Below are 15,816 nucleotides of genomic sequence, written 5' to 3'. Positions count from 1 at the left end.
CTGCGCGTGCTGTTCAAGTGCGTATTTGTGGTTCTATGGCTGCAACACCCCTCACCCCCGGCCCGTCACCGCCGTCGAATACGCCACCCGGTTGCGTCCTTCGCGCTTGGCTCGATAAAGCGCCACGTCGGCCGCCTCGATCAACGCGGTTTCCGCGAGTGCCTCGGTGGGCGTGAGCGTGGCCACGCCCACGCTGATCGTGAGATGCTCGCTCACCGCCGAGCCCACATGCGGCAGTTCCAGCCCCGCCACGTCGCGGCGCATCTTCTCGGCCAGCAGGCGCGCAAGCGCACTGCCCACGCCCGGCAGCACGACGGCGAACTCCTCGCCGCCAAAGCGCGCCACGAGGTCGCGCGGCTGGCTCACCTCGCGGCAGATCGTGGTCGCCACGGAGCGCAGCACGTTGTCGCCGGCCACGTGGCCATAGGTGTCGTTATAGGGCTTGAAATAATCCACGTCGATCATCAGCAGCGAAACTTCACTGTTCTCGCGCTGCGCGCGCCGCCATTCCGCGCTGAGGAATTCGTCGAAATAACGCCGGTTCGAGAGCCCCGTGAGGCCGTCCGATTGCGTGAGGCGGCGCAGTTCCAGGTTCACCTTGAGCAGTTCCTGCTGTGAGCGGCGCAGCGCGCGGTACGCTTCGTCGCGCTGGAGCATGTTCACATAGGAGCGCGAATGATATTTGACCCGCGCGATAAGCTCGATACTGTCCGGCAGCTTCACGAGGTAATCGTTTGCGCCCGAGGCAAAAGCTGCGCTCTTGATCGCCGGGTCCTCTTTGGTGGAAAGCACGATGATGGGCACGTCGCGCGTGGCGTCGTTGGCGCGATAAGCGCGCACCAGCGTGAGGCCGTCGGTGCCCGGCATCACGAGGTCTTGCAGGATCACGGTCGGGCGCACCTGCTCCGCTATGCTCACGGCCTGTTCGGGGTGTGCGCAGTAATGGAAGTCGATCTCGCGCTCGCTCGCCAGCGCCCGCCGCACAGCCTCCGCAACAATCGCCTGATCGTCCACCAGCAGCACCATCATCGGCACGTCGGCGCCGGGCAGCGGCTGCGCGAGCGCCGTGCGCACGGCGGCAAGCGCAGCTTCGAGCGAGGCCTCGTCGGGCCCGCCTTCGGCCAGAGCGGATTCGGCTGCGGTGGATGGGTTCGGCTTCTCGGTCATGGTTTCTGTCGCTTTTACAGTCGCTTTTACAGTCGCTTTTACAGTCGCTTTTACAGTCGCTGTTTCAATTGCTTGATGTCGGCTTGATGTCTATCAGGCGCTATTACGGTCTTTTTGCAGGCAGTCTTTAAGGCGCCAGTGGGCTCGTCATCCCCGGCACGCCCACGCGGCTCTCCAGTTCGCCGGCAATCGCGCCCAGCGGCAGGATCGCGCGCGCGGCGTCCAGCGCGGCGGCGGCCTTCGGCATGCCGTAGACGGCGCTCGTCGCCTCGTCCTGAGCGATCGTGTAATAACCCTTCGCGCGCATCGCCTTCAGGCCGATGGCGCCGTCGCGTCCCATGCCCGTGAGCAGCACGCCGATGGCCTCGCCCGGCCAATGCTCGACGACGCTATGAAAAAAGGTGTCCACGGACGGGCGATACGGCGTCTCGGCGGGCTCGAGCGTGTAGGCGAGGCGTCCGGAGGCCGTCATGCGCAGATGGTCGTTGGTTGCCGCGAGCAGGGCCTCGCCCGCCCCTGCCCGGTCGCCTTCGCGCGCGATGCGCACCTTGAGCGCGGTTTGTCCGTCGAGCCAGTCGGCCATGCCGAGCGCGAACGACTGGTCCACGTGCTGCACGATTACGATGCCCGCGTTCAAGCTCGCCGGCAGCGCGCCCAGCACCGCCGCGAGCGCCGTGGGTCCGCCCGCCGAGGCCCCGATCGCCAGCAGCGGCGTGCGCGCGTCGGCGCCAACCGCGAACGCCTCGGGCGCGCGGGCCGCCTCGATCGTGCCGTTCACGCGGCCGATCTGGTCGATCTTCGCGAGCAGGAGATCCATCGTGCTACGCGCGTCGGGTCCCGCCAGGGTGGGGGTATCGACCGCGTCGAGCGCGCCCGCGCCCATCGCCTCGTACACGCGCCAGGCGTTCGCGCCCACGCTGCTCGTGACGATCAGGATCGGGCACGGCGAGCGCGCCATGATGCGCCGCGTGGCCTCCACGCCGTCGAGCCGGGGCATCACGAGATCCATCAGGATCACGTCGGGCGGCTGCGCGGCGCAGAAGTCCTCGGCCTGCTCGCCGTCGGCGGCCACCCACAGCACGCGATGCCCGGGCCGCGCCGCAATGGCGTGGCGCAGCGCCTCCACGGCGAGCGGCATGTCGTTCGCGATACCGATGTTCATCAGGTCGCCTCTCCGATCAGGTCGTTCACGGCATCGAGCAACGCTTCGTCGTGGAAGCTGCCCTTGGTCAGGTAGTAATCGGCGCCTGCGTCGAGGCCGCGGCGCCGGTCGTCCTCGCGGTCCTTGTACGAGACGATCATGACCGGCACGCCGCGCTGCTGCGGATCGTTGCGGATCATCGCGACGAGTTCGATGCCGTCCATGCGCGGCATGTCCACGTCGGTAATGACGAGATCGAAGTGCCCGTTGCGCAGCGTGTTCCAGCCGTCCATGCCGTCCACCGCCACGCTCACCGCGTAGCCGCGTTTTTCGAGGAGCTTGCGCTCCAGCTCCCGCACGGTCAAGGAATCCTCGACCACGAGAATGCGCTTGCGTTCGCGCGCGGCGGCCTGGGCACCGCGCGCCACGCCCGCGAGCTGTCCTTCGCGCACGAGGCGCGCGACCGAGGTCACCATATCCTCCACGTCGACGATCAGCGCCACGGCGCCGTCTTCGAGCAGCGCGGCGGCGGCCACGTTGCGCACCTTGCCGAGGCGCGTGTCGAGCGGCTGCACGGCCAGCGTGTGCTCGCCCGCGAAGCGGTCCACCGCGATGCCATAGAGCGCCGCTTCCTGGTCGGCGCCGTGGCCCGCGCCGATGAGCACGACGCATACATCGTCCGAATGCGCGGCCGCCCCGCTCGCGCCGAGCAACTGTCTCGCGGTGACGAGCCCCACGGGCCGCCCTTCATGGACGATGTGCTGCTGGCCTTCGAGCATCTCGATGGCTTCGCGCGGCACGCGCAGCGCGCGCCGCACGTGCGCGAGCGGGAACGCATAGGCCTCGCCCGCCACCTCGACGATCAGGCTGCGCACCACCGAAAGCGTGAGCGGCAATTGCAGCACGACGCGCATGCCGCGCCCCGCCGCGCTTTCGATGCGCACGATGCCGTGCACGGCCTTGGCGAAATTCAGCACCGCGTCGAGCCCCACGCCGCGCCCCGAGACGTCGGTCACGTGCTCGCGCATCGTGAAGCCGGGCAGCAAGAGGAACTCGAGCAGCTCCGGCTCGGACATGGCGGCCACGGCATCGGGTTGCGCGAGACCGCGCGCAACGATCGCGCGCCGAAGCGCGGCCAGATCGACGCCCGCGCCATCGTCGGCCACGGAAATCAGCAGTTTGCCCGCGCTGTGGCGCGCTTCGATCGTGAGACGCGCCTCCTCGGGCTTGCCGGCAAGGCGTCGCGTGTCGGGATCTTCGATGCCGTGATCCAGCGCGTTGCGCAGCAGGTGCCCGAGCGGCGCATCGAGCATTTCGAGGATGTCGCGGTCCACCTGGGTCGTCTCGCCCTCGATGGACAAGCGCACGCGCTTGCCGAGCGAACGCGCGAGATCGCGCACGATGCGCGGGTACGCGTGCACGGCGTCGCCGAACGGGCGCATGCGGCATTGCAGGGCTTCGTCGTAGAGACGCTGCGCGAGTTGGGTGCCGCGCCGGTCGATGCGGTCGAGGTCGTCGAAGCGTTCGGAGAGCTGACGTTCGAGCGCGGCAAGCTGTTCGCGGATGCCCGCGAGCGAGGCGCGCGCCTCGGCGCCGAGCGTCGGCGCGTGGCGCTCGTGGAACTGGCCGAGCGCGGCGAGCACCTCACCCTGGGCGCGGCGCACCCGCAGCAGGTTGTTCGCAAACGGGCGCATGCGGCGTGACTCCACCAGCGACTGGCCTGCGAAACCCAGCAGGCGGTCGAGCGTGCCGGCGCGCACGCGCAGCATGCGGTCGCGATCCTGGCTGGCGCGGGCGGCCGATGGATCCGTAACGGCGAGCGCCGACGCGGACGCAGTTTCAGCGGCAGCCGCGGTGTCTGCGTCGTCGTCAGGGCTGCGGGCGAATTCGTCGTCAGCGTCTGCCGTTTCCTGCCCCGGGTACGCGGACGAAACCGCAGCAGAAACCGCAGCAGAACCCGCAGCAGCAGCGCCCGCCCCCGCCAGCCGCGCGACAAAATCGTCGATAGCCTCGCGCGCTGATGGCGCCGACGCATCACCCGCCGCCAGCAGCAAGTCGATGCCCACCAGCAGCGCGTCGATGTGCGCGGCGTCGATCGTCACGTCGCCGTGCTGCGCGGCGACGAAGCAATCCTCCATTGCGCTCGCCACGTCCACGGCCTCGGGCAAGCCGACGATGCGCGCCGCGCCCTTGAGCGAATGCGTCGCGCGCATGCAGGCTTCGAGCGTGGGCGCGTCGGTGGGCGTGGACTCCAGCGCGAGCAGGCCCGCCGAGAGCGTGCGCGTCTGCGTCTGCGCTTCCTCGCGAAAGAGGTCGAGAAGCGAGCGGCGGCTCAGTTCGTCGTCGCTCATCGCAGGCTCCGGGTCAGCGCGCCGAACAGCGCATCGGGTTCGAGCACGCCCACCGAGCGCCCGCGCCAGGCGAACACGCCGCGCACGTGGCGGCCCGCCGCGTGTGCGAGCGTGGCCGGCGCGGGCAGCAACTCGTCCGTGCCGAAATAGGCCACGCCTTCGATCTCGTCGACGGGAAACGCCGTCGTCTCGCCAGCCCACTCGGTCACGAGCAGACGCGGCGTGGCGGCTCGCGCGCCCGTGCTACCTGCGCCACCTGCACCCATTGCGCCACTTGCGGCCGTCGTCGTGGAATGCGCCGTTGCAGCGGCAGTCGTATCGATGCGCAGCAACTCGGCAAGCGAGGCCGCGAGCGTGAGCACGCCACGCACGTTCACGACGCCGAGCACCGCAGGGCTGCGCCGGTGCGGCAGCGAGTGAATCGCGCGCGCCTCGCCCACGTAGCGCAGCGCCTGTGCCGTGAGCGCGAGCCATTCGGCGCCCACGCGGAACACCAACGAGCCTTCCCGCCGCGCCGCGCCCGATTGAGCCGATTGAGCCGATTGCGCGGCCTGGCCGCCTCCAGCCTCGGGCGCGCGCGCCGCGTGTTGCACGGGGCGATCGAGCATGCGCGCGGCCGCCTCCTCGAAGACGGGGCAATTCAGGCAGCGCACGCATTGCACGAGCCGCTCGCACGAGGCGTCGCCGCGCGTGCCGATGCGGTTCCAGCAATCGTGGAGCGGTGCGGCGCGCGCGGTCGGTTCGTGCATGGCGTCGTGCCCTTGCTGGTTCGCGTGCATGTCGTCCTGATGCGGGAAGGTCGAATCACGCATCCATGCCTCCGTGGCCCGGGCTGCGCTCTGCTGCACGTTCGGCGCGACGCATCAGGCGGCGCGCGCTCTCCGCGTCGCCCTGCACTTCGAGCAGCGCCGCCAGATGCGTGAGCGCTTCGTAATGGCCGGGCTCGAGATACAGCGCCTTGCGATAGTGCTCCAGCGCAAGCGCGGCGCGGCCCTGAGCGTCGGCGATCAGGCCGAGCAGATACCACGCCTCGGCGTCTTGCGGCGACGCCTGCGCGACTTGCGTGGCAATGCGCGCGGCTTCGTCGAGCGCGCCGGCGTCGGCGAGGCGGCGCGCGGAAGACAGCGTGGCGGGCGGCGCTCCAGCAGCGCGCGCAACGGAAAACGCTTCGCGAGCCACCGCGCCAGCGACGCCACCCGCCCGCGCCAGCGGCGCAACAGCAGGCAGCGGACGCCGCGCGAGCGGTGTCGCTTGCACGACGGAGTGCGCCGCCTGACCAGGTAACACAGCAGGCAACACAGCAGGTGACACAGCAGGCAACGCAACCGGCGACACAACCGGCAACGCCGTCGCCCAGGCAGATCGCAAGGTATCCGAAACATGTGCACCACGCGCGGCGCTCTCGCCCGGCGCGGTGAAACCGAACGCGAGCGGAATCTGCGCCGACATCCAGTCATGACGCATCATGAGCCCCGTCTCCGCTGGCCCGACAAAGATCATGCCGCCATCGGCAAGACGTGCGCGCAGCAGCCCGATCGCGCGGTCCTGCGCCTCGCGATCGAAATAGATCAGCACGTTGCGGCAGAAGATGAAGTCGTAGCGCACGGGATGCGCCGCAAGCCAGTCGAACAGATTCGCGCACTCGAACGACACGGCGCGCCGCACGGCGTCGGCGAGTTGCCAGCCATCCGGCGTCGCGTGAAAGTAGCGCTCGCGAAACCCACCCAACGCCGGCGCGTCGCCACGAAATGCATTGCGGCCATAGACGCCGCGTGTCGCGGCCGCGATCGAAGCGGCGCTGATATCGATGGCGTCGATGCCGAACTGCTCGTGCCCGAGCCCCGCGTCGATGAGCGCCATCGCCGCCGAATAGGGTTCCTCGCCGGTCGAGCACGGCACGCTGAGCACCCGCACGACCTCGCCGGGCTGCGCCGCAAGACGTTGCGCGCCACCGCGCGCGAGCGCCGCGAACGCCTCGCGCTCGCGGAAGAACCAGGTTTCGGGCACCACGAGCGCGTCGATGAGCGCCTGACGCTCAGCGGTGTCGGTCGTGAGACGGGTCCAGTAGGCGTCGCGCACCGCTTCGGGCACGGCCGCGCCGCCCTCCCACTGAACCGGCAGCGCCGGGGCGCGCGCACCGTTCGCACCGTTCGCACTGCTCGCACCGTTCGCACCGTTCGCACCGTTCGCACCGTTCGCACCGTTCGCACCGGGCGCGCTGCCGTCCCCCCCCGGCTCGACGATCAGGGCCGCGCGCGCGGCCACCGCGCGCGCGAGCGCGTGGGCGCCCAGCGACTCGGCGTCGATGCCGGTCTCCTGCGCGAGCCACGCCACGAAGCGCGGGTCCACGTGCCTGTGGGCGAACATCATGGCGTGCGCCTTCCAGACGCGAATTCGCCGGGCGAGGCGTCGCCGGCGCTGTCCGCGTCGCGCCAGCTCGGCGGATCGGGAAAGAGCAGCGCGCGCACCCGCTCGTCGAGCAGTTGCTCGACCTTCACCCATTGCACGAAACCGTGCGCATCGCTCGCCACGGGGCCGAGCCAGCGCGCCTCGGGCGTCGCGATGCCAGCTTCGGCGAACGCGTCGGGCGCGAGTGTCTGGGTGCGCGTCGCGCATTCGAGCAGCAGCGCGATGCGGCGCGGCGGCGCGTTATCGCTGGCCGTGGGCGCGGGCATCGCCGCAGTCGTGGCCGGGTTTGTCGCTGAACGCGTAACCGCGTCGGTGCCACAAGCCGCCGGCGCCTTGTCGTCCACGAGCACGAGCCGCGTCGACATCAGCGTGCGCGCCGGCCGGCCAAGCGCAAGCATCGCCATGTCGACGACCGGCACCGGCGCGCCCTCGTGGTCGATCACGCCCGCAATATACGGCGGCGTGCCCGCAAACGCGCGCACCGGCTGCAGCGGCAGCACGCGCACGATCTCGCGCGCATCGAGCGCGTAGCGTTCGCCGTCCAGCTCGAACACGAGAAACAGCATCGCGGCTCCGTTCAATGAACCGAAAATCGGCAAACCGAAACGCGGCAGCCCGCAAAGCCGCCGCCGCCGGAGCGCGCATGCGCACACATCCGCGTCACGCCGCTCATGCCAGGCACGCCGCTCAGGGCGCTCATGCCACTCACGCCTCGATCCTGAAGCGCGACACGCCGGTGCGCAGCTCGTTGGCCACGAGCGTGAGATTGTCGATGGCCTGCGAGGACTGGCGCAGCGACTCCGCCGTCTGCTGCGCGGCTTCGGAGAGCTGCGTGAGCGCCTGGGTGATCTGCTCGGCGCTGGTGGCCTGGGCCTGCATGCCGTCGTTGACCACCTGGAAGCGCGGCGCGAGCGTCTGCACCGCGCCGATGATCTGCGAAAGCTGCGCGCCCACTTCGTGCACGTCGTGCATGCCGCGGCGCACTTCCTCGGCGAACTTGTCCATGCCCATCACGCCCGCCGAGACCGCCGACTGGATCTCCTTGACGGTCTGCTCGATGTCGTAGGTCGCCACCGCCGTCTGGTCGGCGAGGCGCCGGATCTCGGTCGCCACCACGGCGAAGCCGCGCCCGGACTCGCCGGCCTTTTCCGCCTCGATGGCGGCGTTCAGCGACAGCAGGTTGGTCTGATCGGCGACCTTGGTGATGGTCGCCACCACCTGGTTGATGCTCACGGCCTTCTCGTTGAGGATCGCGAGCTTGGCGTTCACCGAGCCCGCCGCGTCCATCACGCTGCGCATGGTGTCCTCCATGTGCGTGAGGCCGCTCTGGCTCGTGCTCGCGAGCGCCGCCGACTGCTCGGCCACGGTCGACACCTCGCCCATCGTGCGCACGAGGTCGCGCGCGGTCGCGAAGATCTCGCGCGAGGTCGCGCCGATCTCGGTCGTGGTGGCCGCCGTCTCGCTCGCGGTGGCCTGCTGCTCCTTCGACGTGGCCGCGACCTCGGCCACCGAGGTGCTCACCTGCAGCGACGACTTCTGCGCCTGGGCCACGAGGCTCGCGAGTTCGTCGCTCATACGGTTAAAGCCGTCTTCGAGCACGCCGAACTCGTCGCTCCGGTTCAGGTGCAGGCGCTGCGAGAGATTGCCCATGCGCATCGAATCGTGCACTTCGACGAGGCGCGCCATCGGCCGCGTGATCGCCCGGAGCAGCACGTAGCCGGTCACGAGCGACGCGAGCAGCACCACGGCGAGCGCCGCCGCGAGCGTGATCTCGGTGCCCGCGACCGAGCCGCGGATGGTCTGCGCGGACTCGGCGGCCTGGGCCCGGTTTTCGTCGACGAGCGTATTGGCGTCGGCGAGCACGTCCTGCCACGACGCATCGAGCTGGAGGAACGCCGCCTGCGCGGCGGCGCGTTGCCCCGGCAACTGCCGCGCGATGGCCATCAGTTGCGGCAAGAAGCGCGCGTAGGCGTCGTGAAAGCGTTGATAGTGCTCGCGGTCGTCGCTGCGAAACACCGTAGCCTCGTAGCTCGCGGAGGCCTGATCGGCCTGCTTGACGGCGGCGGGCAAAGCCCCGAGCACGCGTGCGATGCCCGCCGCATCGGGCTCGACGAAGGTGGCGCGCTCGACGAGGTTGTGCACCTCGCTGGCCGTGGTGCGCAACGCGGTCGAATAGAACAGTCCCGGCACGGAATCGCGCGTGAGGCTCAAGGCTTCGTCGTCGATGTTGCGCAGGCGGTTGTAGGAGATCGCGGCCATCACGAGCATGAGCACGAACAGCAAGCCGAAGCTCAAGACGATGCGCGTTCCGAGTGTGTAGCGACCTTGGGTCTGGCGCGGCAGTCCGGCGGAGCCGGAACGGGGCATGGCTGTGCTCATTACGCGTGGCCTTATCCGGTTAGCGAGGGACGACGCCCAGCGCTCGCGCAATGTGCGCGAGCGTACAGACGACGCAGTACAAGCCCGTCAGTCGGGCTTCGGGGGCGTAGTGTAATGCGTCCCGGTACTTTTATGGGATGAGGGAAGAACAGGATGGGCCGCCGCCACGCGATGCAACGTGAATATCGGGATTGCTTCTGGCGGGGAGCGTGGGTTGGCAGCGTGGTTGCCGGCGTGCGTCGGCGGCGTGGGTTGCCGGCGACGGCGAGCCTCAGCCGGCCTTGCGCGCGAACCGCACCACGGCGTCCACCACCATCTCACGGTGACGCGCGCGCAGCCGCGGATGCGAGGGATCGCGCCCGAACGCCGCGCCGAAGGTATGGCGATTGCTCACGCGGTGAAAGCACATCGAGCTGATGAGCAAGTGCAGGTCGATGGGATCGATGTCGTCGCGGAACACGCCGGCGCTCACGCCGCGCGCGAGCAGGTCCTCGATGGTGCGGATCACGCTGGCGTTGCGGCTGCGGAACGTCTTGAGCCGCTCGATATACTTCGCGCCGTGGATGTTCTCGATCGTCACGAGGCGCACGAAGTCGCGATGACGGTCGTGATAGTCGAAGGTGAATTCGACGAGGCGCTTCAAGCCCTCTTCGGGATCGAGCTCGTCGATATGCAGGTCCTGCTCCAGCGCCCGGATGTCGGCGTACACCTTGTCGAGCACCGCTTCGTACAGCCCTTCCTTGCTGCCGAAGTAGTAATAGAGCATGCGCTTGGTGGTATGGGTGCGCTCGGCGATCTGATCGACACGCGCACCCGCCAGCCCCATCGCCGAAAACTCGGCGGTCGCCACTTCGAGAATGTTGCGCCTGGTCTGCTCCGGGTCGTACTTGCGCCGGCTTTCGGATTGAGCGTCGTTGCGTTCGGCCGAAGCCGCCGGTCTTGCCATTTTTCTGGGGAGCGCGAGTAGGAAGGAATGCGGGCGATTCTAGCATGGGCCCCGCCGCGCCCCGACCGGCCTGGCCGCGCCGGACGGCCGTCCGGCGCGGGCCCGCTGGTCCGCCGGGCCCGCGCGTTCGCTTTACAGCTCGATGCGCTTGATGTCGCCCACCACGAAGATGTACGAGGCGGCGCCCACCAGCGCGATCGCGCCGATAAACGCAAGCGCCCAGACGAACGAGCCCGTCGCGCCCACGATCAGCCCGACCACGAGCGGGGTGACGATGCCGGCGAGGTTCGCCGCCAGGTTGAAGATGCCGCCCGTGAGGCCGAGCATGCCAGCCGGCGCGATATCGGAAACGAGCGTCCAGCCGAGCGCGGCCATGCCCTGGGCGAAGAACGCCACCGAGAGGATCGCGATCACCGCCACGTTGCTCTGCACGAAGTTCGCGAGAATGATGCACGAGGCGAGCAGCAGGCCGGCGATGATCGGCAGCTTGCGCGCCACGTTGGCCGGGAAGCCGCGGCGCAGCATCCAGTCGGAGAAGGTGCCGCCGAACATCACGCCAATCGAAGCGGCGATGAACGGCATGATCGCGAAGAAGCCGATCTTGAGCCAGCCCATGTGGCGCTCGGTGGCGAGGTAGGTCGGGAACCACGTGAGGAAGAACACGAGCGTGGAGTTGCCCGCGAACTGGCCGAGGCAGATGCCCGCGAGCTGGCGCTTGCGCAACAGCTTGCCCGCCATGCGCCAGTCGAAGCCCTTCTTGCTTTCGCTCTTGCCCACGGCGGCTTGCGCCTTGTCGGAGACGGCCTTCGGGTCGTGCTTCACGAGGCCGCCGCCCGCTTCGATATAGTCGAGCTCCGCGCGGTTGGCGCCCGGATGATCTTGCGGCTCGCGGTAAAAGCACCACCAGACGAAGCCGAACAGGATGCCCACGCCGCCCACCACGTAGAACAGCGAGCGCCAGCCATAAGCGCCCATCAGCGCGAACAGGAACGGGCTGAAGAACGCGAGGCCGATGTACTCGCCCACCGTATACGTTCCGGTGGCGAACGCGCGTTCCTGTTGCGGGAACCACGTCGCGACCACGCGGCTATTGGTGGGGAAGCACGGCGACTCGGCCACGCCCAGGCCCAGCCGGCACGCGAAGAGCGCCCCCACGCTGCCGACCAAACCCTGCACGAGCGTGCACGCCGACCACAGCGTCATGGCGAGGTAGTACGTGAACTTGCTGCCGAAACGATCGAGAAACACGCCGCCCGGGATCTGCGCGACCACGTAGCTCCATGAGAACGCCGAAAAGATCAGCCCCATGAGCGCCGCGTTGATGCCCAGCTCCTTGGTGAGCTGCGGCGCCGCGATGCCGAGCACCGTGCGGTCCAGATAGTTGATCATGGTGCCCACTGCCAGCAGGCCAAGGATCTTGTAGCGCGCCTTCGAGCGCCGCAGCGCGCCCTCTGCGGGCGTTGCGGCAAGGGTAGGCGCGTCGCGCCCCGTCGATACGGGTGGTGCCATGTCTCTCTCCTGACTCTCTATATGTGTGGCCGAAGTGATGCTCAAGCGGCGGGTGATGGGTTATTCGCCGGGGTTATTCGCCAGCGTCCTGCGCCAGCATCGATTGCAAATGGGCGTACATGCGCTCGGCGTCCGGCTCGAGGCCGGTGAAGAGCCGGAACGCATCCACGGCCTGATAGACCGCCATCCCGCCGCCGCTCAAAACGCGGCAGCCGCGCGCCTCGGCCGCTTCGAGCAGCGCCGTGCGAATCGGGAAATAGACGATGTCGGCCACCCACAGGCGTGCATGCAGATAGTCGGCGGGCAGCGGCAGGCCGGGCAGCTTCGCCATGCCGGTGGGCGTGGCGTGGATGAGGCCCGTGGCGGCGGCCAGCGTCGCCTGCAAATCGCCGCCCGCGCTCACGCGCGCCGCCGCAAAGCGCGCCTGCAATTCATCGGCGAGCGCCTGGGCGCGTGCCGGGTCCACGTCGAACAGCGTGAGTGCGTGCGCGCCCATCTGCAGTGCAGCATGCGCGACCGCCGCGCCCGCCCCGCCCGCGCCCAGTTGCACGACCGATTCGAGCGAAACATCGGACAGCCCGCGCTTGAACGCGCTGGCGAAGCCCGACCAGTCGGTGTTGTGGCCGATGCGCTTGCCGTCGCGGAACAGCACCGTGTTCACGGCGCCCAGCGCGCGCGCATCGTCCGAGAGTTCGTCGAGCAACGCAATCACGGCCTGCTTGCACGGATAGGTGATGTTCAGGCCGTCGAAACCCGTGCGCTGCGCCGCGAGCAGCAGCTCGGGCAGCGCGTCGACGGTGAGCCCGAGCGCGTCGAGATCGATGCGCCGGTATACATAGTTGAAGCCGAGCTCGCGCCCTTCCTTCTCGTGCATCGCGGGCGTGAGCGAGCCGCCGATGCCCTTGCCGATCAGCCCGCAAAGGAACGAGCGCGGCGGGTTCGTCTGCTGGTTCGTCTGCTGGTTCGTGCTGTTTTGCTGGCTCATTTCGACACCTTCCCTGCCAGCAGCGTCGCCATGCGTTCGAGCGCGAGCACATAGCCCTGGGTGCCGCAGCCGATGATGATGGCCTCGGCAATCGGTGAAACGAACGAATGGTGCCGGAACGCCTCGCGCTTGTGGACGTTCGAAATATGGACCTCGATCACAGGCTTGGCGATGGCCGAAAGCGCATCGGCAATCGCGACCGACGTGTGCGTATAGGCAGCAGGATTGATGACGATACCGTCGACGCGCGTACGCGCTTCGTGCAGCCAGTCGATCAACTGATGCTCCGCGTTCGACTGGCGAAAGTCGACTTCGATATGCAGACGTTGCGCCGCTTCGCGGCACAGGCGCACCACGTCGTCCAGCGTTTCGGACCCATATATCGCTGGTTCCCGCGTTCCCAGAAGATTGAGATTCGGCCCGTTCAGGACCAGTACCGACGGCAATTGCATCAGGCGCTCCAAATTACACAACGACACGACAACAACTCGATAACTGCGCAATAACAGCGCAATAACAGCGCAACCACTACGCGACACCACGCTTGCACTACGCGACAGGCGCGGCGTTTGCGCGGCGCACCTGCACCGCAGGCCAATGCGCTCATCCCACGCATGGCCGCCAGTGTGCCCCGCACGGACGCTCAGGTCACCCTGGGGTTTCCGAGAATTTGTACTAACTAGTTAGTTTTATTATTCTAGCAACACTCCGGCGGCGCTTGCGTGTTTCTGTCTGGTTGTTTGCTCGCTCGCTTCCCGATGCGCGGCATGCGCCTCTCAGGACGCCCACGCCAGCGCCGCCGGCCCACTGCTTATCGTTCATTCCGCTGCCGCGTCACGCCATGTCCAAGCCGCTACTTGCTTCAGCCCTCGCCCCGTTGTCCCGCTCGATCGCGACCGTCTCGATCAGCGGCACACTCGCGGAAAAGCTCGCCGCGATCAGCGCTGCGGGCTTCGCGGGCGTGGAGATCTTCGAAAACGATCTGCTCTATTTCGAGGGCTCGCCCGCCGACGTGCGCCGCATGGCCGCCGACCTCGGGCTCGCGATCGTGCTGTATCAGCCGTTTCGCGATTTCGAGGGCGTGAGCGCCGAGCGGCTCGCCCGCAATCTGGAGCGCGTGAAGCGCAAATTCGATTTGATGCACGAGTTGGGCACGGACCGCCTGCTGGTGTGCAGCAGCGTCTCGCCCGACGCGATCGGCGACGACGCGCTCGCCATCGAGCAACTCGGCCAGCTCGCCCAGGCCGCCGCGCAGGCAGGTGTGGTGACGTGCTACGAAGCGCTCGCCTGGGGCCGCCACGTGCGCACGTATCGCCACGCATGGAAGCTCGTGAATGCCGTGAATCATCCGAACCTCACACTGGCACTGGACAGCTTCCACACGCTTTCGCTCGACGACACGCCCGATGCGATCGCAACGATTCCCGGCGAGCGCATCGGCTTCGTGCAGATCGCCGACGCGCCGAAGATGAACATGGACGTGCTCGAATGGAGCCGCCATTACCGCTGCTTTCCGGGCCAGGGCGATTTCGCGCTCGCGGACTTCACGGCGCAGGTGGTGAAGAGCGGCTATACGGGCCCGCTCTCGCTGGAAATCTTCAACGACGGCTTTCGCGGCGCACCGCCGGCGGCCACGGCGGCGGACGGCAATCGTTCGCTGCTGCTGCTCGAAGCGCTCACGCGCGAAGCACTGGGCAGCGCCAATCCCGGCATCGTCGAACCCGCGCCGCTCTACCACCCGCCCGCGCCGCCTGCACATGCGGGATGGCAATTCCTCGAGTTCGCGGTGGACGACGCCGCGCGCCAGCGCGTGGCCAACTGGCTCGAAAAACTCCATTTCCGCCGCGCGGGGCAGCATCGCTCGAAGGACGTGACGCTCTATCGACATGGTTCGGCGGCCATCGTGCTGAATGCCGAGCACGATTCGTTCGCCGATGCCTTTTTCCAGCGCCACGGGCTTTCGCTGTGCGCTTCCGCATTGCGCGTGGACGACGCGCGCCTCGCACTCGAACGCGCGGCGGGCTTCGGCTATCAGCCGTTCTCGGGACGCGTCGGTCCCAACGAGCGCGTGGTGCCGGCCGTGCAGGCGCCGGACGGCAGTCTTAACTATTTCGTTAACGAACGTCCGGGCGAGCCGACCCTTTTCGAAGCCGATTTCGTCCTCACCGATGTAGACGGTCCCACGGAGGTCGGCCCCATCACGGGCATCGATCACGTGAGCCTTTCGCTGCCGGCCGGCTCGTTCGACGCGTGGGTGCTGTTCCTGAAATCGGTGTTCGGTTTGCAGGCGAGCGCCGCCGTCCTGCTGCCCGATCCCTACGGCCTCGTGCGCAGCCGCGCGCTCTTCAGCGCGGACCGCGGTCTGCGCATGGTGCTCAACGCCTCGGTCGACCCGCACACCGCCACCGCCGAGGCCGTGCGTGCCTATCACGGCACCGGCCTGAACCACGTGGCATTCAGCACTGGCGACATCTTCCGCGCCGTGACGGAATTCGAAGCGGCGGGCGTGCCGCTGCTGCGCGTGCCGGCCAACTATTACGACGATCTCGACGCGCGCCACGCGCTGCCCGCAGAGTTGCTCGACGCACTGCGCCAGCACAACCTGCTTTACGACCGCGACGAGCAAGGCGGCGAGTTCCTGCACGCCTACACCGAAACGCTCGACCAGCGCTTCTTCCTGGAACTGGTGGAGCGGCGCGGCGGCTATGACGGCTACGGCGCGCCGAACGCCGCGGTGCGCCTCGCCGCGCAGGCGCGCCAGCGTTCACGCGCCGGACATCGAGACGACGAATAAGACCGGAGCCGAAAAAGGCCTCCCAAGCAGAGCCCCAAAAGCTTCACCAACCACCCGATCATGCGGCGCGGCGCCATCCGCGCCGCAGGCAGGATGCACGCGCTCAATCTGCCGGTGCCTGCAATACCGATCGGC

12 protein-coding genes are annotated in these 15,816 nt (G+C 68.2%); 1 reads left to right on the top strand and 11 read right to left on the bottom strand.

Going from position 1 to position 15,816, the window contains the following annotated elements:
• Positions 1-51: 51 nt before the first annotated feature.
• The 11 genes from L5014_RS01410 to aroQ form a co-directional block, all read right to left on the bottom strand.
• Positions 52-1,167 (bottom strand): diguanylate cyclase, encoded by a 1,116-nt coding sequence (locus L5014_RS01410; RefSeq protein ID WP_420799994.1) that lies wholly within the window; start codon positions 1,165-1,167, stop codon positions 52-54.
• 127 nt (positions 1,168-1,294) lie between these two features.
• Entirely contained in the window at positions 1,295-2,329 is a 1,035-nt protein-coding gene (cheB, locus tag L5014_RS01405; protein ID WP_238461794.1) for a chemotaxis response regulator protein-glutamate methylesterase, read from the bottom strand.
• Positions 2,329-4,659 (bottom strand): hybrid sensor histidine kinase/response regulator, encoded by a 2,331-nt coding sequence (locus L5014_RS01400; protein ID WP_238461793.1) that lies wholly within the window; start codon positions 4,657-4,659, stop codon positions 2,329-2,331. The genes cheB and L5014_RS01400 overlap by 1 nt, the downstream gene beginning before the upstream one ends.
• On the bottom strand, positions 4,656-5,471 hold the full coding sequence (locus L5014_RS01395; RefSeq protein ID WP_420799993.1) for a chemotaxis protein CheW: 816 nt from the start codon (positions 5,469-5,471) through the stop codon (positions 4,656-4,658). Before L5014_RS01395 ends, L5014_RS01400 begins: the two co-directional genes overlap by 4 nt.
• Positions 5,464-7,029, bottom strand: coding sequence for a CheR family methyltransferase (locus tag L5014_RS01390; RefSeq protein WP_238461792.1), 1,566 nt, complete (start codon positions 7,027-7,029; stop codon positions 5,464-5,466). Before L5014_RS01390 ends, L5014_RS01395 begins: the two co-directional genes overlap by 8 nt.
• Positions 7,026-7,634 carry a chemotaxis protein CheW gene (locus L5014_RS01385; RefSeq protein WP_238461791.1) on the bottom strand — a complete coding sequence of 203 codons (609 nt, stop codon included), beginning with the start codon at positions 7,632-7,634 and terminating at the stop codon, positions 7,026-7,028. The genes L5014_RS01390 and L5014_RS01385 overlap by 4 nt, the downstream gene beginning before the upstream one ends.
• A gap of 139 nt (positions 7,635-7,773) precedes the next feature.
• Entirely contained in the window at positions 7,774-9,447 is a 1,674-nt protein-coding gene (locus L5014_RS01380; protein WP_238461790.1) for a methyl-accepting chemotaxis protein, read from the bottom strand.
• A 271-nt stretch (positions 9,448-9,718) separates the two neighbouring features.
• Positions 9,719-10,393 carry a TetR/AcrR family transcriptional regulator gene (locus L5014_RS01375; RefSeq protein ID WP_238461789.1) on the bottom strand — a complete coding sequence of 225 codons (675 nt, stop codon included), beginning with the start codon at positions 10,391-10,393 and terminating at the stop codon, positions 9,719-9,721.
• A 132-nt stretch (positions 10,394-10,525) separates the two neighbouring features.
• Positions 10,526-11,902: an MFS transporter gene (locus L5014_RS01370; protein ID WP_238461788.1), complete on the bottom strand. Its 1,377-nt coding sequence runs from the start codon at positions 11,900-11,902 to the stop codon at positions 10,526-10,528.
• 73 nt (positions 11,903-11,975) lie between these two features.
• A complete protein-coding gene (locus L5014_RS01365; RefSeq protein WP_238461787.1) occupies positions 11,976-12,887 on the bottom strand; it encodes a shikimate dehydrogenase in 912 nt (303 codons plus the stop codon).
• Positions 12,884-13,339 (bottom strand): type II 3-dehydroquinate dehydratase, encoded by a 456-nt coding sequence (aroQ, locus tag L5014_RS01360; RefSeq protein WP_238461786.1) that lies wholly within the window; start codon positions 13,337-13,339, stop codon positions 12,884-12,886. Before aroQ ends, L5014_RS01365 begins: the two co-directional genes overlap by 4 nt.
• Positions 13,340-13,764: 425 nt before the next feature.
• Between aroQ and L5014_RS01355 the strand changes: the two genes are divergently transcribed.
• Positions 13,765-15,681, top strand: a complete 1,917-nt coding sequence (locus tag L5014_RS01355) for a bifunctional sugar phosphate isomerase/epimerase/4-hydroxyphenylpyruvate dioxygenase family protein (protein ID WP_238462118.1) — start codon at positions 13,765-13,767, stop codon at positions 15,679-15,681.
• Positions 15,682-15,816 lie beyond the last annotated feature (135 nt).

This window comes from Paraburkholderia tagetis, assembly GCF_022213065.1.
GTDB lineage: Bacteria > Pseudomonadota > Gammaproteobacteria > Burkholderiales > Burkholderiaceae > Paraburkholderia > Paraburkholderia tagetis.
This window is presented reverse-complemented; position numbering and strand designations above follow the sequence as displayed.

What these genes read in the sequence shown, in the direction of transcription:
- L5014_RS01410 (WP_420799994.1), bottom strand. Translation starts at nt 1,167, where the DNA reads ATGACCGAGAAGCCGAACCCATCCACCGCAGCCGAATCCGCTCTGGCC.
- cheB (WP_238461794.1), bottom strand. Translation starts at nt 2,329, where the DNA reads ATGAACATCGGTATCGCGAACGACATGCCGCTCGCCGTGGAGGCGCTG.
- L5014_RS01400 (WP_238461793.1), bottom strand. Translation starts at nt 4,659, where the DNA reads ATGAGCGACGACGAACTGAGCCGCCGCTCGCTTCTCGACCTCTTTCGC.
- L5014_RS01395 (WP_420799993.1), bottom strand. Translation starts at nt 5,471, where the DNA reads ATGCGTGATTCGACCTTCCCGCATCAGGACGACATGCACGCGAACCAG.
- L5014_RS01390 (WP_238461792.1), bottom strand. Translation starts at nt 7,029, where the DNA reads ATGATGTTCGCCCACAGGCACGTGGACCCGCGCTTCGTGGCGTGGCTC.
- L5014_RS01385 (WP_238461791.1), bottom strand. Translation starts at nt 7,634, where the DNA reads ATGCTGTTTCTCGTGTTCGAGCTGGACGGCGAACGCTACGCGCTCGAT.
- L5014_RS01380 (WP_238461790.1), bottom strand. Translation starts at nt 9,447, where the DNA reads ATGAGCACAGCCATGCCCCGTTCCGGCTCCGCCGGACTGCCGCGCCAG.
- L5014_RS01375 (WP_238461789.1), bottom strand. Translation starts at nt 10,393, where the DNA reads ATGGCAAGACCGGCGGCTTCGGCCGAACGCAACGACGCTCAATCCGAA.
- L5014_RS01370 (WP_238461788.1), bottom strand. Translation starts at nt 11,902, where the DNA reads ATGGCACCACCCGTATCGACGGGGCGCGACGCGCCTACCCTTGCCGCA.
- L5014_RS01365 (WP_238461787.1), bottom strand. Translation starts at nt 12,887, where the DNA reads ATGAGCCAGCAAAACAGCACGAACCAGCAGACGAACCAGCAGACGAAC.
- aroQ (WP_238461786.1), bottom strand. Translation starts at nt 13,339, where the DNA reads ATGCAATTGCCGTCGGTACTGGTCCTGAACGGGCCGAATCTCAATCTT.